At 70.0% G+C, this 22,111-nt stretch carries 21 protein-coding genes; 8 read left to right on the top strand and 13 right to left on the bottom strand.

Annotated elements, in window-relative coordinates; genetic code table 11:
* Window positions 1-7 precede the first annotated feature (7 nt).
* The 5 genes from AC6LJ9_RS06985 to AC6LJ9_RS06965 are packed head-to-tail and all read right to left on the bottom strand — an operon-like array spanning window position 8 to window position 5,455.
* Window positions 8-544: a cupin domain-containing protein gene (locus AC6LJ9_RS06985; protein ID WP_498146979.1), complete on the bottom strand. Its 537-nt coding sequence runs from the start codon at window positions 542-544 to the stop codon at window positions 8-10.
* Window positions 525-1,205 (bottom strand): maleylacetoacetate isomerase, encoded by a 681-nt coding sequence (gene maiA / locus AC6LJ9_RS06980; RefSeq protein WP_498147040.1) that lies wholly within the window; start codon window positions 1,203-1,205, stop codon window positions 525-527. The genes AC6LJ9_RS06985 and maiA overlap by 20 nt, the downstream gene beginning before the upstream one ends.
* 34 nt (window positions 1,206-1,239) lie before the next feature.
* Window positions 1,240-3,135 carry an FAD/NAD(P)-binding protein gene (locus AC6LJ9_RS06975; protein ID WP_498146978.1) on the bottom strand — a complete coding sequence of 632 codons (1,896 nt, stop codon included), beginning with the start codon at window positions 3,133-3,135 and terminating at the stop codon, window positions 1,240-1,242.
* Window positions 3,135-4,028, bottom strand: a complete 894-nt coding sequence (locus AC6LJ9_RS06970) for an N-acyl homoserine lactonase family protein (protein ID WP_498146977.1) — start codon at window positions 4,026-4,028, stop codon at window positions 3,135-3,137. The genes AC6LJ9_RS06975 and AC6LJ9_RS06970 overlap by 1 nt, the downstream gene beginning before the upstream one ends.
* On the bottom strand, window positions 4,025-5,455 hold the full coding sequence (locus tag AC6LJ9_RS06965) for a KamA family radical SAM protein (RefSeq protein WP_498146976.1): 1,431 nt from the start codon (window positions 5,453-5,455) through the stop codon (window positions 4,025-4,027). The genes AC6LJ9_RS06970 and AC6LJ9_RS06965 overlap by 4 nt, the downstream gene beginning before the upstream one ends.
* 114 nt (window positions 5,456-5,569) lie before the next feature.
* Between AC6LJ9_RS06965 and AC6LJ9_RS06960 the strand changes: the two genes are divergently transcribed.
* Window positions 5,570-6,424, top strand: coding sequence for a LysR family transcriptional regulator (locus AC6LJ9_RS06960; RefSeq protein WP_498146975.1), 855 nt, complete (start codon window positions 5,570-5,572; stop codon window positions 6,422-6,424).
* Window positions 6,425-6,568: 144 nt separating this feature from the next.
* Complete coding sequence (locus tag AC6LJ9_RS06955; RefSeq protein ID WP_498146974.1) at window positions 6,569-7,582, top strand: hypothetical protein; 1,014 nt, start codon at window positions 6,569-6,571, stop codon at window positions 7,580-7,582.
* A gap of 27 nt (window positions 7,583-7,609) precedes the next feature.
* Here AC6LJ9_RS06955 and AC6LJ9_RS06950 read toward each other — a convergent pair whose 3' ends face one another.
* Window positions 7,610-8,140, bottom strand: coding sequence for a CbrC family protein (locus AC6LJ9_RS06950; RefSeq protein ID WP_498146973.1), 531 nt, complete (start codon window positions 8,138-8,140; stop codon window positions 7,610-7,612).
* A 122-nt stretch (window positions 8,141-8,262) separates the two neighbouring features.
* On the opposite strand from AC6LJ9_RS06950, the gene AC6LJ9_RS06945 reads away from it, so the two are divergent.
* A complete protein-coding gene (locus AC6LJ9_RS06945; protein ID WP_498146972.1) occupies window positions 8,263-9,123 on the top strand; it encodes a TlpA family protein disulfide reductase in 861 nt (286 codons plus the stop codon).
* Window positions 9,124-9,231: 108 nt separating this feature from the next.
* Here the strand turns inward: AC6LJ9_RS06945 and AC6LJ9_RS06940 are convergent, their stop codons facing one another.
* The 5 genes from AC6LJ9_RS06940 to AC6LJ9_RS06920 all read right to left on the bottom strand — a co-directional run bounded on the left by AC6LJ9_RS06940 (window position 9,232) and on the right by AC6LJ9_RS06920 (window position 15,124).
* Window positions 9,232-10,659, bottom strand: coding sequence for a DUF6138 family protein (locus tag AC6LJ9_RS06940; RefSeq protein ID WP_498146971.1), 1,428 nt, complete (start codon window positions 10,657-10,659; stop codon window positions 9,232-9,234).
* A 63-nt stretch (window positions 10,660-10,722) separates the two neighbouring features.
* The gene (locus tag AC6LJ9_RS06935; protein WP_498146970.1) at window positions 10,723-11,037 is read right to left on the bottom strand and encodes a PhlB family protein; all 315 of its coding nucleotides are present in this window, start codon (window positions 11,035-11,037) and stop codon (window positions 10,723-10,725) included.
* Window positions 11,034-12,134, bottom strand: coding sequence for a thiolase family protein (locus AC6LJ9_RS06930; RefSeq protein ID WP_498147039.1), 1,101 nt, complete (start codon window positions 12,132-12,134; stop codon window positions 11,034-11,036). The genes AC6LJ9_RS06935 and AC6LJ9_RS06930 overlap by 4 nt, the downstream gene beginning before the upstream one ends.
* 59 nt (window positions 12,135-12,193) lie before the next feature.
* Complete coding sequence (locus AC6LJ9_RS06925) at window positions 12,194-13,504, bottom strand: MFS transporter (RefSeq protein WP_498146969.1); 1,311 nt, start codon at window positions 13,502-13,504, stop codon at window positions 12,194-12,196.
* A 45-nt stretch (window positions 13,505-13,549) separates the two neighbouring features.
* Window positions 13,550-15,124 (bottom strand): ATP-dependent acyl-CoA ligase, encoded by a 1,575-nt coding sequence (locus tag AC6LJ9_RS06920; RefSeq protein WP_498146968.1) that lies wholly within the window; start codon window positions 15,122-15,124, stop codon window positions 13,550-13,552.
* Window positions 15,125-15,260: 136 nt separating this feature from the next.
* Here AC6LJ9_RS06920 and AC6LJ9_RS06915 point away from each other — a divergent pair, with 136 nt between their 5' ends.
* Entirely contained in the window at window positions 15,261-16,181 is a 921-nt protein-coding gene (locus tag AC6LJ9_RS06915; RefSeq protein ID WP_498146967.1) for a LysR family transcriptional regulator, read from the top strand.
* A 101-nt stretch (window positions 16,182-16,282) separates the two neighbouring features.
* Window positions 16,283-17,185 (top strand): MBL fold metallo-hydrolase, encoded by a 903-nt coding sequence (locus tag AC6LJ9_RS06910; protein ID WP_498146966.1) that lies wholly within the window; start codon window positions 16,283-16,285, stop codon window positions 17,183-17,185.
* A 180-nt stretch (window positions 17,186-17,365) separates the two neighbouring features.
* Here AC6LJ9_RS06910 and AC6LJ9_RS06905 read toward each other — a convergent pair whose 3' ends face one another.
* Both AC6LJ9_RS06905 and argC read right to left on the bottom strand, forming a co-directional pair.
* Complete coding sequence (locus tag AC6LJ9_RS06905) at window positions 17,366-17,710, bottom strand: helix-turn-helix domain-containing transcriptional regulator (protein ID WP_498146965.1); 345 nt, start codon at window positions 17,708-17,710, stop codon at window positions 17,366-17,368.
* A gap of 133 nt (window positions 17,711-17,843) precedes the next feature.
* Window positions 17,844-18,773 carry an N-acetyl-gamma-glutamyl-phosphate reductase gene (gene argC, locus AC6LJ9_RS06900; protein ID WP_498146964.1) on the bottom strand — a complete coding sequence of 310 codons (930 nt, stop codon included), beginning with the start codon at window positions 18,771-18,773 and terminating at the stop codon, window positions 17,844-17,846.
* Between the two features lie 177 nt (window positions 18,774-18,950).
* Here argC and AC6LJ9_RS06895 point away from each other — a divergent pair, with 177 nt between their 5' ends.
* The 3 genes from AC6LJ9_RS06895 to AC6LJ9_RS06885 form a co-directional block, all read left to right on the top strand.
* Window positions 18,951-19,847, top strand: a complete 897-nt coding sequence (locus AC6LJ9_RS06895) for a LysR family transcriptional regulator (protein WP_498146963.1) — start codon at window positions 18,951-18,953, stop codon at window positions 19,845-19,847.
* A gap of 78 nt (window positions 19,848-19,925) precedes the next feature.
* A complete protein-coding gene (locus tag AC6LJ9_RS06890; protein ID WP_212321781.1) occupies window positions 19,926-21,068 on the top strand; it encodes an HPP family protein in 1,143 nt (380 codons plus the stop codon).
* Between the two features lie 86 nt (window positions 21,069-21,154).
* Window positions 21,155-22,111, top strand: a 957-nt coding sequence (locus AC6LJ9_RS06885; protein WP_498146962.1) for a histidine kinase dimerization/phospho-acceptor domain-containing protein, incomplete at its 3' end; no start/stop codon positions are given.

Below are 22,111 nucleotides of genomic sequence, written 5' to 3'. Positions count from 1 at the left end.
GCGGACCTCATGCCGGCGTCGCGGCGAGGGCTTGCGGCTGCCCGGCGCTGGACGGCTCGGCGTAGATGTGGCGCGTGACGCCGCCGTCTTCCCGCACCAGTGAGCCCAGCGCCGCATGCTGGGGCAGATTCTGCAACCTGAGCAGGATCAGGCCGGTCCCGGCATCCGGATTGCCGATCGCATGCGGACACCATGCCGGCACGAATACCACGTCGCCCTCGCTGGCCGGCCGCTGCTCGGACGAGGCTCCCAGGCTGAACGCCGCCCGGCCCGACCGGACGATGTACAGATGCCAGAACGAGTGCCGGTGCGAGGCCGTGGTCTCGCCGGGCGCCAGCGCCTGGATCACCAGCGACAGCCCCGGCGCGACGGCGCCGCGCTCGGACGCGCCGCCCAGCGCCAGCGTGCCTTGGGAATTGCCCGGCCAGGCGCTCAAGGCCGTTTCGATCTCGGCCCATTTCCAGGCAACGGGATCGACGCGCGCCTGCGCCGTCTGCGCGAGATAGTCAGAGTAGGCAATGATTTCACCGTGAATGGGGCGCATGTTCTTGCTCCTGGGTATCCTGGACTGTCGGGTTCAACACATGATCGGGGTGGGCCTGCGCGAAGGCCGGCAGGCGCAGGCAGGCGTCGGAAATGCGGGAGATCGTCGGCCATGCCCCGAGCTCCAGGCCGTTGCGGCCGGCGGTGTGCGCCTGCGGCACCAGCGCGATATCCGCCAGCGACGGGCGGTCGCCATGGCTGAATTCGCCGGTCGACGGATCGCGGGACAACAAGGTTTCCAGGGCATCGAAACTCTGCCCTATCCAGTGGTGCTGCCAGGCCCGGACCTGCGCATCGTCATGCCCCAGTCGCTGCTTGAGATAGGCGCCGACTCGCATCGAGCCCAGCGCATGCGTATCCGCGGCGATCACCTGGAACAGCGCGCGCACCCGGGCCGCGCCGGCCGGATCCGGCGGCAGCAAGGGAGGCTGGGGGAATCGCGCCTCCAGATACTCGATGATGGCCAGCGATTGCGTCAGGATCCGGTCCCCATCCTCCAGGGCCGGCAGCAGGCCCTGCGGATTGATCGTCAGATAGGCTGGCGCTCGATGCTCCGCCTGACTCAGGTCGTGAGTGACGGTCCGGTACTCGACACGCTTCAGATTCAGCGCGATCCGCACCCGGAACGACGCCGACGACCGTTGAAATCCGTGCAGTGTTATCAAGAATATCTCCCGATCAGAATGGGACGCGGCCTCATGCCGCGACCCGCGACGCCAGCAAGCTCGCGGCGTACAGGTCCGGCGCCGGCCGGGCCGGCTGCGTCGCGGCGATGCCGATCGTGGCGATCAGCTCGCGCACGCACTGATCGGCGTCGCGTGTCTGGCGCGAGGCGATGCGCGGACGCGGCAGCGCGTGCGTATAGAAATGCGGGCCCTCGACCGGGAAGCCGACGATCCAGATGCGCGCCTCCGACACGCCGTCCGCGCCGACGGGATGCAGCTGCTGATCGATCTCTACGCCGCCCGGGTGATACCCGCCATTCAGGTAAGGCCGGACCAGTCCCCGGCCCAGCAGGCTGTCGGACAGCGGCGACGCATCGGTCAACGGAGAATAGGCATCCAGCCTGGCCACGATGAGCACGTCCGCCTGGCTGGTTTCCACGCGCTCGCCATAGCGCGCTTCGATGCGGAACCGCGCGCCGGCCTCGTCCGCTCGCAGCCGGGCCCCCGGTCCGCCTGCGATGTCGATGATCCCGGCCGCGTGCAGCGCCAGGTATTCGAGATTGCGACGCCTGGGCGGACCAAAGGAAATGCGGTTGGTGACGGCGTTGAACTCTTCCACGAAGTAGCGGTGCGACGCGGGCGTCAATCCGCCGTACTCCACGGCGCTGCGCAGCGCCTCGCGCGTATCGCGCAGCACGTCCGTGGCCGCCTTCACCGGACTGCCCAGATTGCCCGCCTCGGCCTCGCGCAGGTCGGCGCGCACCAGTGCATCGAAAAAAGCCCGGAACTCGGCCAGCGACCCGAACTGACGCTTGCGCAGCGGCCACAGGATGTCCTCGATGGCGTCGCGCTCGGCCTGGCTGGGCACGAACGTGGCGGCATCCACGTCGCGACCAGTGGCGGCGACGCGGTGCGCGTAGGCCATTTCCTGGATGATCAGGGGCAGCACGTCCTCCTGGAAATCCAGCCGGCCGTCGCCGCTGGCCGCGATCCGTGCCTGCCGACGGGACTGCACGGCCTGCGGCGTGAAATAGCGCGCCTGGTGCCGGCCGGTCAGCCCTTTCTGGTTGATGCCGCGCGCGGCGAAAGGCAGGCAGTTGCGCGAGAACAGCAGCAGGCCCGGCTCCTTGCCTGAGCGCTGGTAGCGCAGGTCGCCGGCCGCGTCCTCGACGTAGCGACCGCCGCGTCCGGTGGTCAAGGCCGCGATGACGTCATGCGCGGTCAGTCCGAATCCCTGTATGGCGACCGTGGCCGTGGCGGGAATCTGCGCCAGCGCGTGTATCGGATACGGCGACGGGTAGTACTCCAGGCTCGGATTGACCCGCTTGCACCGCTCGACGAACGAGAGGAATTGGCGGTCTTCGGCACTGGGCTTGCGGTAGCCGTGGCCCGTGGTCAGAAAGACATAGTCGGCGGCCCGCCTGGCACCGTTTTCCAGCGCCAGCTCGAAGCCACCGTCGTGCCGGGCGATGTCCACGACGCGGGTCTTGTGGTGATACACGCCGACATGCGCCGGCAGCAGGCCGACCACGCGCCGATAGACCCAGGACAGGTATTCGCCCAGCAGGCTGCGCGGCAGATGGTCGGCGTCGGTGATGGCCCGACCCGAATCCTCGAAGGTGCGCAGGTATCGATCGCCATGCCGCCGGTAGCCGCTCAGGTGCGCCCATTGCACCAGGGACAGCCCTTCCTCGCCACCGGCGACGCTGCCTGGGGCGAACATGGTTACCTGCGAAGCCACGGTATTGATGAGCAGATGGTCGGACTGGCCGGCGGGATGGACGCCCTGGCCGCAGTCGCCCGGTTCGAACACCTCGATGTCCAGGCGGCTTGCTTCCGGCAGTGAATGCGCATGTTCCAGGATGCGCTCCAGCACCGTCAGGCCCCTGGGGCCCATGCCCACGATCGCCACGGCTATTGTTTTCATCAGAGTTCGCTCCCAAGTCCATGCGCCAACGGAACCGCGAAAGGCCGGCCGCCGCCCGTGGCGACTTGCGCGCGCTCCGCGTAGGTGTCGAGGGGATGCCGGTGCAACGCCACGATCCCGTCCGCGCCGCGCACGGGCGGAAAGCGCGCCAGCACCGCCGGGTCATGCCCGGGAATGATGTGCTCCGGCCCGTCCGCCAGTTCCTCGATGCGGCGATGACCGTCCAGCATCCGGCCCACGTCGAGCACGATGGGAAACGGCCGGCGGGCGCGCAGGTTGTCCCAGTAATGCGCGGCATCGCTGGCCAGCACCAGCCAGCCTCTCTCGGTCGCGACGCGCACCACCTGCAGGCCTGCCGTGTGCCCGCCGATCAGGTGCAGGCTGACGCCGGGCGCGATCTCGGCATCGCCGTCGTGGAACACCAGCTGGCCGGCATGCAGCCGCTCGACGGCCTGGGCCACGTCCCGAGCCTCGAAGGGGCTGCGCATCGCCGCGTGACACATGCAGCGACCCGTGCAATACGACATTTCCTTTTCCTGCAGGTGCAGGCGCGCCTTGGGAAACGCGGCGATATTGCCCGCGTGGTCATAGTGCATGTGGGTCACGACGATGTCCTCGACGCTGTCGGCGGCGATGCCGATCTGCTTGAGCAGATCCACTGGCGAGGCCAGATAGCGACGCCCTCTCCTGACAGCCATGTCCGCCGAAAACCCGGTATCCACCAACAGGGTCCTGGCCGGATTGCGGATCACCCACACATAGAAGTCCAGCGGCATCGGGGCATTGTCATGCGGGTCCTCGCCCAGATAGTTCGCCGCGCTGCGCCGCTCCGCGTGCGTGGCGTACCGCAGCGCGTAGACCTCATACACCGCGCCCGCCGTCCGGCCGCTCATTCGATCACCTCCAGGTCGCTGGGCGCGTGCCAGCCCGAGCGCGACGCGCCCGCCGGTACAATAGGAATCGTCGGCGACGGGGCGACGCCGTCCTGCTGGAAGAAAAAGCGCTTCTCCCCGAACGCCGGCTGCAACTCGTCCAGCCAGGTTGCCAGCGGATCGAACCGGGCGTAGAACGGGCGGCGTACCCAATCCGGATTGCGTGCCTGCAGGAACTGCAGGGCGAAGACCTTTTCGCCGGCCAGATCGACAATGCCGTCGACCAGCACCTTCCCGGGAAAGGCGCTCATGGACGGCCCGCGCACCGTGCGCGCCAGTCCGGACACCGAGCGGTAGGCCTGCTGGAAAATATCGTAGGCGCGCGCCAACGGCAGCTTGAAGTAGTCGCTGGGCCCCGTGTCGCGCTCCACGAACATGTAGTACGGAACCGCGCCCAGCCGCACGCCGGTGGTCCAGAGTTCCGCCCAGTCCGCCGGATTCTCATTGATGTGGCGTATCAACGGCGCCTGGATCCGCACGGTGGCGCCGGTGGCGATGATGCGGCGCAGCGCCTGCTGCGCGATCGGATGCCGTAGCTCGGCAGGATGGTTGTAGTGGCCCATCAGGGCCAGGTTCCTGCCGCTGCGCACGACGGTTTCGAACAGCCGCAGCAGATCGTCGGCATCCTTGTCCGTCACGAACCGCTGCGGCCAGTAGGCCACCGCCTTGGTGCCGATTCGGATGTTCTGGATATGCGCCAGGTCAGGCGCCAGCAAGGGCTCGATGTAGTCGGTCAGTGACCGGGCGTTCATGACCAGCGGATCCCCGCCCGTGATCAGCACGTCCGTCACTTCGGCATGACGCCGCAGGTAGGTGGCCAGATCGGCGGACGCCCGGGCGTCGAACTTCAGCTCTTCCATGCCCACGAACTGCGGCCAGCGGAAGCAAAATGTGCAATAGGCGTGGCAGGTCTGCCCGGCGCTGGGAAAGAACAGCACCGTTTCCTTGTACTTGTGCTGCACCCCGGCCAGCGGCACCCCGTCCAGTTGCGGCACGTTGTGCGTCATCTGGCCGGCCGGATGCGGGTTCATGCGCATGCGAATGGCATGCACGCGCTGCTGTATCTCGGCCTCGGACGCGCCCGCCGACAGCAGGTCGCGTATCGCGGCGTACTCCGGCTCGCGCAGCATGTCCCGATGAGGAAAGGTCAGCCGGTAGATGGGATCGTCCGGCACATTGTCCCAATCGATCAGTTCCTCCAGCACATAAGCATTGACGCGAAACGGAAGGACCCGGGAAACCACCTCGACCGCTTCGCGCAGATCGGCGCCCAGCAGATTCCACTGCGGCGCCTGCCTTATGGTTTGCCTGGTGTACGGCTTGAACTTCCATGCTTGCTCGCCCGGCATCATCAACCTCGCTGCGTTCATGTGGGCGAACGTGGGCATCGCGCTTTCCGGTGGGCCGTTCGCCTGTCACCCACGTCCGCAATCTAGCAAGTCTCATCCCACATAAACAGTTATGATCCGATATATCAACCATTTCTATAATTAATAGATACCATGCGTCCACATCTGGATCTTTCCGCGGTGGAGGCCTTCGTCCTGGTGGCCGACTTGCGCAGCTTCACGCACGCGGCCGAAGCCCTTGGACTGACCCAGGCCGGCGTCAGCCTCAAGCTGCGGCGGCTCGAAGGCGCGGTTGGACGGCGCCTGCTGGACCGGACGCCCAGGCAGGTGCGCCTGTCCACGGATGGCGAGGCCTTCCTGCCGCACGCCCGCACCCTGCTCGCCGCGCAAGAGCTGGCGCTGATGACCCCGCCCGAACCCGAACGCGAGCTGACCATCGCGATCAGCGACCATGTGGCCGGTCCCGAGCTGCCCGAGATCCTGGCCAGGGTGCACGCCTGCGATCCCGCGCTGATGCTGAAAGTGCGGGTCAACTATTCGCGCAACGTCATCGCGCAGTTCGACGACGGCCTGGCCGACGTGGCCGTGGTCAGGCGCCAAGGCAAACGTCGCGATGGCGAGCTGCTGTTCGAGGACCAGTACGGATGGTTCGCCAGCGTCGGCGCCAGGCTGGACGGCAAGCTGCTGCCCTTGATCACCGTCACCGACGAATGCGGCGTGGGCGAAACCGCGATCCGGCTCCTGGCCGCGGCCAAGACCCCCTGGATTGACGCATTTCTTGGCGGCGGCGTCGCCACCGCGATCGCCGCGGCCCGTTCGGGCATCGGCGTGCTGCCCCTGCCCCGGCGGCTGGCGACAGCCGGGCTGATCGATGTGGGCGGCGCGCTGGCGCTTCCACCCTTGCCCGGCGCGCAGGTCATGATGCACGCCAGGCGATTCGATGCCCAGACCACGGCGACGCTGCGCGTGTTGGCCGCGGCCTTTCGCAGCGCGGCCGCCCAGCCCTGAGTCACCGCGCCGCCATCCGTCTGGTCGCGGCGATAGATAAACTAAGCAGATTTGCGTATTTCGGCGCCAGGCCACGCCGGCCTATAGTCCGTCGGCGGAATTTTCCTTCGCGATGAACGAGATCCCCGAACGGAGTTCGTGAAGATGAAGCGACAACGCAGTCTGCAACCCCACCCCCGATCGTCCGCCGCCGACGCCGACCACAGCCTGGCGGTGCGCGGCACGGATCTTCAGAAGGCCATGGAACACGTCGCGGCCATCGCCGGCGACAACCCTGCCCATGCCTTCGAGACCGCCATGCATGCCGTTACCAGCCAGCTCGCGCAAAGCGCGGCGGCCAGCGGCGCCCCTGCATGTGCTCCTGGCCCCATGCATGGGCCGGGTCGGGCCGGACTGCTGCACCGGCGCGCCGGCAGCAGCATGGATTGCTTCGCCGACGTTGCCATCGCGCGCCTGGAATCGGGCTGGGCCTTGAACGCGACCGACCTCCTGGGTATTTCCGCCAATCCCGGCGAGATGGGCGAGTGGTATGTACTCACGCCAGGCGAACAAGGCGGCAGGCGGGCCTTTCGCATCGACGCCAACGCGGCCGGGCTGCGTTTGCACCCTGCCCCGCCGGCCGCGCGCAGCACACCGTTCAACGCGCACCTCCTGTCATTGGACAACGTGCGCGTCGCGGACGGCGACGCCTGGGACCTGGGTCCCGCGCAGGCGCCCAGCGAAACCTTCATGCGCCTGGTGTCCGTCTATCGCGCCATGGCCGCCGCGCTCTGCTGCGGACTGGGACGCGCCACCCGCAGCGTTCTGTCGGCGCCGGCGATTCCGGCCACGGCACGCGGCGCCGTTCCCGCGGCGCGGCAGGCGCGGTCGGGCCAGCAGCTAGGCAAGATCGACGCGCTGCTGCTGACCAGCGACATCGTCATGCGCGGCATCGCCAGCGACCTGGCGCGCGAGCGACCTTCCCCCCAGGCCAGTTCGACCCGGCTTCACCGCCTGGCCGTGGACAGCTCGCTGGCGGCGGTATCGCTGGCCTGGCGCGGCGGCATCCGCGAGACGCACACGGGCTTTGCCTCGCTGCGCCGCTATCGACGCGATGCCCTGGCGGTCGCCGCGCTGATGGCAGTGCTGGACGGTGTGGACGTTCCCACGCCGGCATGATCCGCCAGCCGGCGCGGTAAGCGTCCGCTACGCCGCGTCGGCGTGCGCGCGATGCGCGCCGCAGTGCAGGCAGCGGAACAGATGTCCGCCGATCACGGCGCCGTTCTCGGTGATGTCGGGCAGCACGTCCTCGGGCCAGCCGTCGTCCAGGATCGCGGCCTGGGCGTCCGGCATGTCCTTGAGCCGGTCCCAGCCCACCGGCCCCAGGTAGGCGCAGGCGTCGCCGCAGCAGATCTGCCAGCGCTCGCAATGCCAGGACAGGTAGCCGGGCGTGCGCAGATTGAGTTCTTCCTCGACCGACGCCGGCACCTCGCCTTCTATGTCGCCCACGAACTCGGACCCGAATTTCCGCGCCGCGCTGCCGTCCGCGATGCACCAGGGACACAGGTTCGCCGGCTGATCGCCCAATCCATAGGGCTCGGTCGCATAGGCCCAGCCGGTGCACAGGCCGCAACACGGGCACTCCAGGTCGGCGATGGCCTCGATGGCGCCGGTGGCGACGGGATCAGGGTGATAGCGGAAATTCGGCAGCTCGTGCCTGGGACGCGGACCTTGCATGTTGCGGACTTCAGCGGTATGGGCGACAGCCTGGCAGCATAGCGCATGTCGCGTCGCCGCCCGCGATGGATGATCATGCTAGGCTTGCCTGCCGGATTCCCGCCCTCCCCGCCGCAAACCTCATGACGCCCGCGATCCGTCTCGGCCCCCTGGTCTTTCCGATTGAACTCGGCGTGCTGCTGCTGTCGGCCGCGCTCGGCCTGCTGGCCTGCGCGCTGCTGGCGCGCTTGCGGCGCATCCGGGGCGGCACATCCGCCGCCGATGCCGCCACCGCCCGCAATACCTTGTGGAATGCGCTGTTCTGGGGCTTGCTCGCCGCGCGGCTGGGCTATCTCTGGCAATACCGCGACGCCTATTTGCCGGAACCGCTGTCCATGCTGGACCTGCGCGACGGCGGCTGGAACGGCCTGGTCGGGCTGGCGGCCGCCTGGATCCATGCCGTGACGACGATCCTGCGTCGGCGCGCGCCGTGGCGTCTCACGCTGGCGGCGCTGGCCGTGGCCAGCCTGGGCTGGCTGGGCGGACGCGCGCTGACCGCGCCGCCGGCGCCGCAATCGCATCCCGCGCTCGCCGAGCTGGTCCTGAGCGACCTGCAAGGCGCGCCGGCTTCGCTGGCGGCCTTTCGCGGCAAGCCCGCCGTGGTGAACCTGTGGGCCAGCTGGTGCCCGCCGTGCCGGCGCGAGATGCCAGTGTTCGAGCAGGCGCAGGCCGAGCATCCCGACGTGCATTTCGTGTTCCTGAACCAGGGCGAGTCGCCGCGGGCCATCGCCGACTACCTGCGCGACCACGCCCCCGGCCTGCGCAACGTGCTGCGGGACGGCCAGAGCCAGGCCTCGCGCGCGCTCAGCAACAGCGGGCTGCCCGCCACGCTGTTCCTGGACGCCGACGGCCGGCTGACGGGCCTGCGCGTCGGCGAGCTGTCCCGCGCCACGCTGCGCGAACGGCTGGACGCGCTCAGGGCGGTCGACGGTTCCGAACCCTGAGGCAAGCCGGGACGTCAGCGTTTGCGGCGTTTCTCTTTCGAAACGAAGCGGCCGATACAGGGCAGACCGTTATCGCGTCTGGCCGGGTCGGCGAACTCCAATGTCTTCCTACCGCCCCGGCTCATCGGCGAATACCTCCGTGTACAAGACGCGCAGCGCCTCGGGCGCCTTGCGGATCACCTGGCCGCCGCGGTCCTTGTCCGCCTGCTCGCCCCAGATCGCATGGCGCGCGGCCTGGAAGGCCGCCTCGTCGACGCGCTCGCCCGAAAGATTCGCGCGCAACACCGCGATCGAGGAAGGCGCATCGCCCGCGACGCGCCTGCGGGCGGCCAGCAGCCAGCCCAGGCTGTCCGCGTTGGCGATCTGCGCCGCGTAGGTCTTGCGGTATCGCAGATGCTGGATGTTGCCGGCGCAGGCCAGCAGGTACGCGATCGCTTCCTGGGTGAAGCCATGGGCGTCGAGATAGCCCTCGACGTAGCGGCCATGCATGGATTGATGCTCGCCGTCCGCCAGGGCCAGATATTCCAGCACCAGCGACGCGTGCGCCGGACTGGCGCAGCCCAGCGCGAACACCGCGAAGCTGCCCGGCATGGCGCAGTCCTCGGCATCGAGGTTCGTGTACCACTCGTACTCGCGCATGGCCTGGCGCGCATAGGCCTCGATGGCGGGATGCAGCCCCGGATAGGCCGCCGCGCAGGCGAACAGCTGGTGCACGCCCTTCTTCGGCAGGCCCTTGATGGGCAGGTAAGTCTTGGTGGGCCCACGGAACTCGATGGCATAGGAGCGCGGAAAGTCCGTGGTCGACAGCAGGCGGTCCAGGTAGCCGAGCGCCTGCGCATAGGCGGCCTCGCTTTCTTCCTGGACGGTGATGCGGATCACGGCCAGCGCGTCATTGGCCTTGGCGCTCATGCCCGCGCCGCGAAACGCCGCCAGTTCCCTGGGCAGCTCGCCCGTGCCGTCGCGCTTGAGCCGCGCCGGCAGGTCGCTGCCCAGCTGGGTCACCTGGTTGAAGATGCGCTCGGCGCTGACCGAGGCGTAGCTGGGGCCGTACTTCAGATCGCAGATCGCGACGTAGCAGGCGAATTGGAAGAATCCGTCCGGCACCGCGGCGGGCTCGGCTCCAGGTTTGAGCACCCATTGTTCCTGCCAGCCGCTGCCCTTGTTCACGAAATGCGGATCGCGCAGACGGCGGTCGACCCAGCAATGCAGCAGGTAGTCGATGTCATGCCAGCCCAGCAGCAGCCGCATCCGCTCGGCGATCGTCCGGGCAGACTCGGCGTCGAACGGCGCGGCAGGCGCGGCGCTTTCCGATGGGCCCCGCGCGACGGCGACGGACAGTCCTTCCAGCACGTACTCCAGCACCGCCTTGCCCAGGATCTTCTGCCCATCCACGACAAAGCCCTTGATGCTTTCGCCCGAGAGCTTGCGCACCTGCGCCGTGCCGTCGTTGACCTGCGCGACCGCGCGATCGAATGCGGCGCGCGCATCAGGCGTCTGCCGCGCGTCTTCAAAAATCAACCAGTTCCGTTTGTTCATGAGGAGAGCATCTGCTGCGTGAAGCGCTGGACAATAGCACGCGAGGCGGGCCTGCCGGACAGATCAGGCCGGCCCGCCCCAAGGCGCATCGAAGCCGTCCTGACGCCGCGTCGACAGCGCCAGCCGCTGGCCGGCGCGCAAGCTCTCCGCCAACTCGGGCGGCAGCCTGATGATCAGGTCCGGCCCTTGCGGCAGCGCGCGCACCGTCGCCAGCAGGCGCAGTCCGCCCTCGCCGTCCGGTATCGAGGTCCAGGCCAACAGCTCGCCCGACTCGACCGCCACGGGTTCCGCCATCGCATGGCCGCAGGCCGGGCACCACAGCCGCGCGGGATAGACCTTGTGGCCGCAGGCCGCGCAGGCAAATACATGCAGGCTCATGCGCCCTCCCTCTCCAGTACCGCCGCATTGGCGCACATGCCGTAGCGCAGCTGCACCATGCCGTAGCCGGTGGCCACGCCCCGCCGCGCGTCGGCGATCTGGCGTTCGCCCGCCCGGCCCAGCAGCTGTCGCGCCACTTCCGCCAGGCCATGCATGCCGCCCGCCGTGCCGGCCTGCCCCGCCGACAGTTGGCCGCCGGCGGTGTTGACCGGCAGGCTGCGGTCCGCCAGCCGCCGCGCGACAAAACCCGGCAGGTCGCCGGCGTCGGCGAAACCCAGGTCGCAGAGCTGGGCCAGCGCCATCGCCGGATAGTCGTCGTAGACGCCGACCACGTCCATGTCTTCAGGCCCGATCCCGGCCTCGGCCCACATGACAGGCGCGAATTCGGCAATGCCGGTGACCAGCCCGTCGCCTTCCTGCTGGTCGCCGTTGTAGCGCGCGCCGCTGGCCCGCAGCGTCACATGCACGCCCGCGGGCCGCGCCGACAGCACCAGCGCGCAGGCGCCGCTGACCACGGGCACGCAGTCCAGCCGGCCCAGCGGCGGCGCGACCAGGGGCGCATCCAGGTACTGTTGCAGGCTCAAGGGCTGGCGATAGGCGGCGTTCGGATTCCCGGCCGCCCACTGGCGCTGCGCCACGCACAGCGCGCCGTAGTCCTCGCGCCGCAGGCCGGTCCGCATCATCTGGCGCTGCGTCAGCATGGCGAACAGCGGGTTCGGTCCCACGCAGCCGAGCGGGCTCAGGTACTCGCGCGCGCTGCGGTTGTAGTCGCTGACCAGGCCCTGGAAATCCGCGCCGGCGAAATGATCGCCGGCCGCCAGCACGATGGTGCCGGCCTGCCCGGCTTCCAGCGCCAGCCAGGCCTGCCGCAGCAGGTTGATGGCGCTGGCGCCGCCCATCTCGTCCTGCATGCACCAGTTCAGTTTCAAGCCCAGCCGCCAGCCCAGGTCGATGGCGCGGTCCGGGCGCAGGCTGAACGAGGCCACGCCCAGGCCGTCCACCTCGCCTGGCGCAACGCCGGCGTCGGCCAGCGCCAGGGCGATGGCCCGGGCCAGCAGGCCGGCCGTGCTGCAACCGGGCTCGGGATGGCGCAGCATCGGCGTCTCGCCGACGCCGACGATGCCAGGCCCGGGTCTGGGCTTGATCGCGCCGGCGCTCACGCGCGCTCCTTGCCTTCCGGTTCGCGCGTCAGCAGCAGCGTGATCACGGTGACGGCCGCCATGCCGACCAGGAACCACGCGACCGGCGTGGCCGATTCGTACTTGCGCAGCAGCGCCATGGCGATCAGGGGCGACAGGCCGCCGGCGAACACCGAGGCCAGCTCATGGCCCAGCGCCAGGCCGGTGTAGCGCACCTCGGGCGGGAACAGCTCGGCGAAGTACGCCGGCTGCGTGCCGATCATGGCCGCGTGGCACAGGGTGTTGCCCAGGAAGAAGGCCAGGAAGATCCAGACCGGCTCGCGCGTCTGCACCAGCCAGAAGAACGGGAACGCCACCAGCATCAGTCCGGCCGCGCCGATCAGGTAGACCGCGCGTCGCCCGATGCGGTCCGACAGGTGGCCGAACCAGACCAGCGTGCCCAGTTCCACGAACATGGACGCCAGCACGCCGCCCAGCATCAGGTCGTTGGGGATCCCCAGGAACTTGCCGTAGGCCAGCGCGAAGGCCAGGAAGATGTACGAGCCGCCGTTCTCGGCCACGCGCAGCCCCATCGCCGTGAACACCTGGCGCGGATAGCGGCGGAACACCTCCACCGCCGGCATGCCGCGCTTGGCGCTGCGCGAGGCCTGCACGAATTCCTCGCTTTCCGGGATGTGGCGGCGGATGTACAGGCCCACGCCGAAAATCAGCACGCTCAGCAGGAACGGCAGGCGCCAGCCCCAGCTCATGAACTGGTCCTGCGGCAGCTGCTGCGCCAGCATGAAGACGCCGGACGACAGCACGAAGCCGCCGGCCACGCCCAGCTGGCTGAACGACGAGAAGTAGCCGCGCCGCCGGCCGCCGACGGCCTCGCTGATGAGCAGCACGCCGCCGCCCCACTCGCCGCCCGCGGCCGCGCCCTGCATCACGCGCAGCGCCACCATCGCCGCCGGCGCCCACAGGCCGGCCTGCTCATAGGTGGGCAGCAGCCCGATCAGGAAGGTGGCCACTCCCATCAGGCCCAGCGTCCATTCCAGCGCCAGCTTGCGGCCGTAGCGGTCGCCGATGTGGCCGAAGATCACGCCGCCCAGCGGCCGCGCCAGGAAGCCCACCGCGAAGCCGGCGAAGGCGCCCATGGTGCCCAGCAGCGGATCGGTGCCCTTGGGAAAGAACAGCTCGCCGAACACCAGCGCCGCCGCCGTGCCGTAGATGAAGAAGTCGTACCACTCCATGGCGTTGCCCGCCACCGAGGCCACCACCACGCGCCGCGTGCGCCGCTTGCGCGCGGCTTCCTCGCTGGCGGCCTGTTCCGCCAAATTGTCTGCCATCGTCATTGCCGCCCCTTGTGTATGTTGTGTAGTCCCTGCACCGTCCTAGCGCGTCACCTTGTAGCCAGCCATGTCGCGGTCCCAGGTGTCGGCCGTCACGCCTTCGTCGCGCAGCTTGAACTTGCGGATCTTGCCGTTCTCGGTGCGCGGCAGTTCGTCCAGCGCGCGCAGGTAGCGCGGCACCGCGAAGTACGGCATGCGCGGCTGGCAGAAATCCAGCAGCTCCGCGTGCGCCACCGCGACGCCCGGCTTGTAGACCAGCGCCGCCATGACCTCGTCCTCGGCCAGCTCGGATTGCACGGCGTAGACCGCCACGGCCGCGATGGCCGGATGCACCAGCAGCACCTGCTCCACCTCGTAGGAAGAGATGTTCTCGCCGCGCCGGCGGATCGCGTCCTTCATGCGGTCCAGGAAGCGGTAGTAGCCGTCGGCGTCGCGCACCACCCGGTCGCCGGTGTGGAACCACAGGTTGCGCCAGGCCTCGACCGTCTTGTCCGCCATGGCGAAGTAGCCGGTGGCGATGGCATAGGGCGGACGCGCCCGTAGCAGCAGTTCGCCGGGCTGGCCGTCCGGCACCGGCGCGTCGTGTTCGTCGGCCACGCAGGCCTCGAACTCGGGCGCGACCCGGCCCATGGTGCCCGGGCGCTGCTCGGCCAGCACGCCGCCCAGCGCGAAATTGGTCTCGGTGGAGCCATAGCCTTCCAGCAGCGCCAGGCCGGTGCGGCGCAGGAATTCGCCATGGAAGCGCTCGGGCACGCCCGGCGCCAGCGCGATGCGCGCGCGGTGGCGGCGTTCGGACGGCGCGGGCTCGCGCGCCAGCAGCATGGGCACCATCGCGCCTAGCAGGTAGGTCACCGTGGCGCCGGTCTGTTCCAGCCGGTCGAAGTACCGGCTGACCGAGAAGCGCTCGTCGCAGACGATGGACGCGCCCGTCACCAGCGCCTGGAAACAGGCGTTCAGCGCATTGGTGTGGAACAGCGGCAGGCTGGTGTAGAGCACATCCTCGCCGCGGATCTCCAGGTTGCGGGCGGCGATCAGGCCCCACCACCAGAATTGCGCGTGCGGACAGCACACGCCCTTGGACAGGCCGGACGTGCCGGAGGTGTACAGGATCGCGAGCATGTCGCCCGGCCCCACGCTGGCCGGCTCGATGCCTGCGGCCGGCGCGGCGGGTGCGGGCCGGGCCGGCGCGGGCAGCGCCAGTCCGGGCGGCGGCGCGTCGCCGTCCAGCAGCCAGATCTCGCGCAAGGCCAGGCCGGCGCCGTCCACCGTCGCCAGTCCGGCGCAGGACGCCGCGTCGGCCACCAGCAGCACGCAGGCGCTGTTCTCCAGGATGTGGCGCAGCTGCATGCCGCGCGACGCGGTATTGATGGGCACCGCCACCGCGCCCAGCCAGCCGCAGCCCAGCATCACCGACAGGAACTCGATCCGGTTGCCCGCCATCAGCGCCACGCGGTCGCCCCGGCGCACGCCGTTGGCGGCCAGCAGCGCGGCCCAGCGCGCGGCATGCGCCGGCGCCTCGCCATATTCCAGTGTTCCGCCCGGCGCCTGGACCCAGGCTCGGGCGCCTTGGCGCGCGGCCTGGTCCAGCAGCATCGCCGGCAATGTCTGCGCGTGCATGCCCATGTTTCCCCTTGTTTGCGTCGGTCCGCGACTGCCCGCCGACTGTTGAAATTAGTCTAGGCATCAACTATTTATGCGTCAAATTTATGGTTATTATTTTTCTTATAAACCAGGCTGATATGAGAGGCGACGCGTGGACTTTGACCTGAACCTCATGCGGGTTTTCCTGACCGTGATGCAGGAGCGCAGCGTGACCCGCGCGGCCGAGCGGCTGCATCTGACGCAGCCGGCCGTCAGTTATGCGCTGGCGCGGCTGCGCGAGAAGTTCGACGATCCGCTGTTCCTGCGCACCGCCGCCGGCATGCAGCCCACGCCGGTCGCCTTCGCGCTGGCCGGGCCGATCGGCCTGGGCATGGACGCCTTCGCCGACGCGCTCAACCTGCGGCACCGCTTCGATCCCGCCACCAGCGCGCGGCGCTTCACGCTGTCCATGTCGGACATCGGCGAAATGGTGTTCCTGCCACTGCTGATGGAACGGGTGCACGCGCTGGCGCCGCGCCTGCAGATCGAGGTGGTCGAGGTGCCGATGGAGGCGCTGCCCCAGGCGCTCAAGGACGGCGGGGTCGACCTGGCCATCGGCAACCTGGCCGGACTGGGCCGCCATACCCGGCACGCCGCGCTGTTCAGCGAGCACTATGTCTGCATGGCGCGGCGCGGCCATCCAGTGCTGTCGCGCGGCCTCACGCGTGGTCAGTTCAAGCGGCTGGACCACATCCTGGTGGCCTCGCGCGCCAGCGCCCACCGGTTGCTGGACGACGTGCTGGCCGAGGTCGGGCTGCTACGCCAACCCTATCTGACCTTGCCCCATTTCACCGCCGCCGCCGAGATCGTGCGCCGCACCGACCTGACCGTCACCGTGCCGCGCCGCGTGGCACTGTGGTTCAACCGCGCGCGCGACTTCGAGGTCCGCCCGCTGCCGCTGGCCCTGCCCGAACTGACGGTCACGGTGCACTGGCACGCGCGTTTCGACAGCGATCCCGGCAGTTCCTGGCTGCGCCAACTGGTGGTGGAAACGCTGGCCGACCGTGAGCCGCCCGATTCGGGCGGCATTTGATCGATCCGTGCAACAGACTCTGGCCCGGCTTGCGGTTTATCCGGACGCGGCGCGCACCTAGACTGTCATCCATCGACTGACCGAACCCAAAGGAACCCGCCATGACGTCCGCCCTCGCCCTCCGCCCCGCCCCGCTGCGCCGCCTGCTGGTCGGCGCCGCCCTGGTCCTGCTGGCCCTGCCCGCCGCCCAGGCCGCCGAGCAGGCGCTGCATGTGACCCACTACAACCCCGGCGCCGCCGCCATCTTCCCGGTCTCGTCCACCCTGGTGACCGGCGAACACGAAGCCATCCTGATCGACGCCCAATTCGGCAAGTCCCAGGCCGCCAAGGTCGTGGACATGATCCGCGCCAGCGGCAAGAAGCTGAGCACAATCTACGTCAGCCACGGCGACCCCGACTTTTATTTCGGCCTGGACACCGTGCTGGCCGCCTTCCCCGACGCCAAGGTGGTCGCGTCCGAGCCGACCGTGCGCCACATCAAGGAAACCGTGGACGGCAAGCTGGCCTACTGGGGCCCGAAGCTGGGCGCCGACGCCCCGGCCCGCACTGTGGTTCCCGAGGTGCTGGCCGGCAACAGCCTGACGCTGGAAGGCCGCAAGCTGGAGATCACCGGCCTGGACGGTCCGCAGCCCGACCGCAGCTTCGTCTGGATCCCGTCGCTGCAGACCGTGGCGGGCGGCGTGGTCGTGTTCGGCAACCTGCATGTGTGGATGGCCGACACCCAGACGCCCAAGTCGCACCAGGACTGGCTGGCGACGCTGGCCCGCATCGAGGCGCTCAAGCCCAAGGCCGTGATCCCCGGCCACTACGCACAAGGCGCGCCGCTGACCGTGGAATCGGTGCGCTACACGGCCGGCTACATCCGCGCCTTCGACGCGGCCGCCGCCCAGGCCAGGGACAGCGCGGCGCTGATCGCGGCCATGAAGGCGAAGTACCCGCAGGCCGGCGAGCCCGCCTCTTTGGAGCTGAGCGCCAAGGTCGCCAAGGGCGAAATGGCATGGTGAGGGTTGGCCCCCCCCCCGAGCGCTGCGCGCTTCCCCCCCAGGGGGGCGCCGCTACGGACCGGCAAAGCCGGCTCCGTGCGGCCCCGGTCTGGGGAGGCTGGTGCTGGTTGGGGGGATTCGTTTTGAGGCTGAGCTGGGGGGCGCGCTGCGCGCCGCTTGCCTTGCCGTGCGCGGCGCGCGTCAGGTGATGGGCGGGTCTTCCGGCTGACGCGGGGTGGCGTCGGGCGTTTCGGCGGGCAGCGCGTGCACGGATATGCCCAGGTCCAGGGCCTGCAGGATGGCGGTCAGACCGCTCAGGGTGGGATTGCCCTTGCGCGACAGCATGCGATAGATCTGGGTCGAGTTGAGCTTGGCGCGCTCGGCCACGATCTGCATGCCGCCACGCGCCATGGCCAGCTGGCGCAGGATTTCCAGCGCGCTGGCAAGGTCGCCAGAGGCGATATGGGTGTTGATGGCTGCCAGCGCCTGCGAGGGCTGGCGGCGGTAACGCTCGGACATGTACTCATCGGGAGACTGGCCAAACATGATGCAAGGTCCTTCCGTGTCGATTGCCGGACAGCCCGTCGCACAGCGGCGCGGCGGGCGCAAGTTCAGAGCTTAGCCCGCCCGCCCCCTGCCCGGGCCGTCCGCCCCTCAACATCGGACGAGTCTTACGTCTTCAGTGCCGCGCCAGCATCAGATCCAGGTTCTGCACCGCCGCGCCCGACGCGCCCTTGCCCAGGTTGTCGAACACGGCGGCGAGCAGCGCCTGTCCCTCGGCGGCGTTGCCATGCACCGACAGGCGCAGGTCGTTGGTGCCGTTCAGCGCCTGCGGCTCCAGCCGCGCCTGCGCCGCCGATTCCTCCAGCGACGCGACCTGCACGTGGCGCGACCCGGCATAGCGCTCGGCCAGGCAGGCTTGCAGGGCGACGAGATCCGCGCCGGCCGGCAGCAGCCGCAGTTGCAGCGGCACGGTCAGCACGATGCCCTGGCGGAACGCCCCATACGAAGGCAGGAACACGGGCCGCTGCGTCAGTCCCGCGTAGCGCTGGATTTCCGGCGTGTGCTTGTGCGCGAGGCCGAGTCCGTAGACCTGGAACGGCGGCTGCGCCGCCGCGTCCGGCCCTTCGTAGGCATCCACGCTGGCGCGGCCGCCACCCGAATAGCCCGACACCGCCTGCACGGCCAGCGGGTAGTCCGCCGGCAGCAGGCCGGCCTCGACCAGCGGGCGCAACAAGGCGATGGCGCCGGTCGGGTAGCAGCCGGGGTTGCTCACCCGTGGCGCGCCGGCGATGCGGTCGTCCTGGCCCGGCGCCATCTCTGGAAAGCCGTAGACCCAGCCCTCGGTGGTGCGATGCGCGGAACTGGCGTCGATCACCTGCACCTTGGGATTGCGGATGGACGCCACCGCCTGCCGCGCCGGCTCGTCCGGCAGGCACAGAATGGCGATGTCGCAGGCGTTGATGGCCTCGGCGCGGCGCGCGGCGTCCTTGCGCTCGGCCGCCGGCAACGTCAGCAGGCGCAGGTCGTCGCGGCCCTGGAGCCGTTCATGGATCTGCAGGCCGGTGGTGCCCTGGTCGCCGTCGATGAATACGAGGGGTTGCGTCATGGTGCGATGCTTCCTGGTGATGGGATTGCGGTGGACGGGCCGCCCGGATCTCGGATGCTTGCTGCGCTCCGTCATCCCTGGGTCGGCGTGATGGCATCCATCTTCGGCCAGGCCCCACGATTATCAAAGTCGAATATCATGACTACCTGATTCAGTTTTTCTGAATAAGGATCCGTCATGCGGGAAATCAGCCTGGACCGGCTGCGCACCCTGGTCGCCATCGCCGACCTGGGCTCCTTCGCCAATGCCGCGCGCGCCCTGCACCTGGCGCCGCCCACCATCAGCCTGCACGTGGCCGACCTGGAGGCGCAGGTGGGCGCGGCGCTGCTCACGCGCACGCGCGGGCAGGTGCGCCCCACCGCCATCGGCGAGACCCTGCTGGCCCGCGCCCGCCGCCTGCTGGCCGACGCCAGCCAGGCGCTGGACGACGTGCAGCGCCAGGTCCAGGGGCTGGAGGGCCGCGTGCGGCTGGGCGCGTCCACGGGCGCCATCGCCCACCTGCTGCCGCAGGCGCTGGAGACGCTGGCGCGCGATCACCCGCGCATCGACGTGCAGGTGGCCGTGCTGACCTCGCAGGAAACCTTGCTGCGGCTGGCCGACGGCACGCTGGACCTGGGCCTGGTGGCGCTGCCCCAGTCGCCCACGGACGGCCTGGTGCTGCGGCCCTGGCGGCGCGATCCGGTGCTGGCCTTCCTGCCCGCGTCCTGGCAGGCGCCGGCCCGGCTCACGCCCGCCTGGCTGGCCGAGCGCCCGCTGATCCTGAACGACGCCAGCACGCGGCTGTCGCGCCTCACCGCCGAATGGTTCGCCGCCGCCGGCCTGAACCCACGCGCGCGCATCCAGCTCAATTACAACGACGCCATCAAGAGCCTGGTGGCCGCCGGCTACGGCGCGACGCTGCTGCCCCATGAAGCCACCGCGCCGCAGCCCGACCCGCGCATCGCCATGCGGCCGCTGCGTCCCGCGCTGTGGCGTCCGCTGGGCATCGCCCACCGCGCCGGCGATATCGAACTGGCCACCCGCCACGTGCTGGACGTGCTGTGGGCGCTGCGCGCCGCCGCGACTCCGGCATAAGCTCATGACCGCCCGTTATGGCGGCCGTGCTAAATTTTTGCCCCGCGACCCCGCCCTGCGGGCCGCGAGGAGAGAAAGTTGGATGTTGCATTCAAGCGCTGGCTGGCATCGTTCGCCCCGGCGCCCGTGGGCGCGAGCGCCCGCGAAAAGATCTATGGCGCGCTGGGCGCGCTGATCGGCCTGTTTTGCACCGAATGGGTCGGCCGCCACGCGCTGGGCGAGGCCAATCCCTGGTTCATCGCGCCGATGGGCGCGTCCGCCGTGCTGCTGTTCGCCGCGCCCGCCAGCCCGCTGGCCCAGCCCTGGTCGATCATGGCCGGCAATCTGGTGTCCGCGCTGATCGGCGTGGCCTGCGCCCATGCCATTGCGGACCCGGGCCTGGCCGCGGCGGCGGCCGGCTCGCTGGCCATCGCCGCCATGTTCACGCTGCGCTGCCTGCATCCGCCCAGCGGCGCGGTGGCGCTGACCGCCGTCCTGGGCGGCCCGGCCGTGGCCAGCCTGGGCTACGGCTTCGTGCTGTGGCCGGTGGCGCTGAACTCCGTGATCCTGCTGTCCATCGCCGTCGCCTTCAACGGCGCGCTGCGCCGCAACTATCCGCGCCGCCACGCCGAGCCGGCCGCCTCGCATCTGACGCGCGACCCCGCGCCCAGCGCGCGCCTGGGTTTTTCCCGCGCCGACCTGGACCAGGCGCTGAGCCAGCGCGGCGAGCTGCTGGACATCAGCAAGGAAGACCTGGAAGAAATCGTGATGGAAGCCGAGCTACGCGCCAGCGTGCGCCGCTTTGGCGATGTGCGCTGCGCCGACATCATGTCGCGCGACCTCGTCTCGGTGCAGCAGAACGATCCGCTGGACTACGCCATCCGCCTGTACGGCAAGCACCGGCTGCAGACGCTGCCCGTGCTCGACTCCGCCGGACGCTATGCCGGCATGATCGACCAGGCCGACGTGCTGGCGCGCAAGGCCAGGCTCGCGCCGGCGCATGAGGGCCCGGACCTGCTGGTCTCGGACTGCATGCGCTCGGAAGGGCCTTTCGCCACGCCGGAACTGCCGGCCGTGGAGCTTGCCCGTCCCATGGCGGACGGCCTGCATTGCGTGCCGGTGCTGGACGAGGACGGCGTGCTGCGCGGCCTGGTGACGCAGTCCGACCTGGTCGCTGCGCTGTACCAGATGACCGTGACGGCGCCGGCCGGCGCCATCCAGCCGGGGCGGCTGGCCGCCTGAGCGCCTGCCCGGCGAGCGGCGCGGGCACGGCGCCTCCGTAGCCCTACGGATGCCGGCCCGCCCGCGCCGCGAGGCATAATGCCCCGGTGAAATTCCCTGCGCGCTACGGCGCATTGCTCTGCTGGTTGCTGCTGTTCGGCCTGGGCGCCGCCTGGATCGGGCGGCAGGACTATCTGCGCCAGTACGACGCCTTTTTCCAGGGCACCAGCATCGCCCAGCGCATGCTCAGCCAGAAGACCGTGCAGCACGAGGCCGTGCTGGCCACGCTGGCCGCCCTGTCGCATCCGCCCGCGCCCGAGCGCCTGTATCCCAGCCTGCGCCCGTCGCTGCCGCAGTTGCTGGGGCTGGGCCAGCTGCGCGACGGGGCCTGGACCGGCAGCCTGCCGCCGCCTACCGGCCTGGATGCCGCCGTGACGCAGGCGCGCACGCTGGGCCGCCCCGTCACGCTGCCGGTGGACGCGGCGCGCTACTGGCTGGTGGCTCCGTCCAGCTGGAGCCTGCTGCTGGACGCGCGCCAGCTGCTGCAGGACGGCGACTTCCCCGACGCGCTGGCCAACCTGAGCCTGTCCATCGGCCCCGAGCCGCTGCGCCTGCTGGCGCGCCAGGACGCCGCCGCGCACGGCTGGACGCTGTCGCTGCAGAAGCCGCTGGGCGCCGCCAGCCAGCCCTTCGCCCTGCGCAGCGAGCGCGTGCTGACGCCCGCCTCCTGGCCCTGGGCGCAATGGCTGGCCTGGGCCGCCGCCAGCGCGTTGCTGGTCGCCGGCGCCGCCGCCTGGCGTCGCAGCCGCGCCGAGGCCCTGCGCCAGCGCGAGCAGGCGCGCGTGGCGGCCATGGAACGGCTGGGCACGCTGGGCGAGATGGCCGCCGGCATCGCCCACGAGCTGAACCAGCCATTGACCGCCATCCTGGCGCAGACCCGCGCCGCCGAACGCATGCTGGACGACGAGGACGAACGGCCCGCCGTGCGCGAGGCCTTGCGGGCCAGCGCCGGCCAGGCCCGCCGCGCCGCCGACATCATCGCCCGCATGCGCGCGCTGGTGCGC

The sequence above is a fragment of the Achromobacter sp. 1011811831 genome, assembly GCF_059760905.1.
This window is presented reverse-complemented; position numbering and strand designations above follow the sequence as displayed.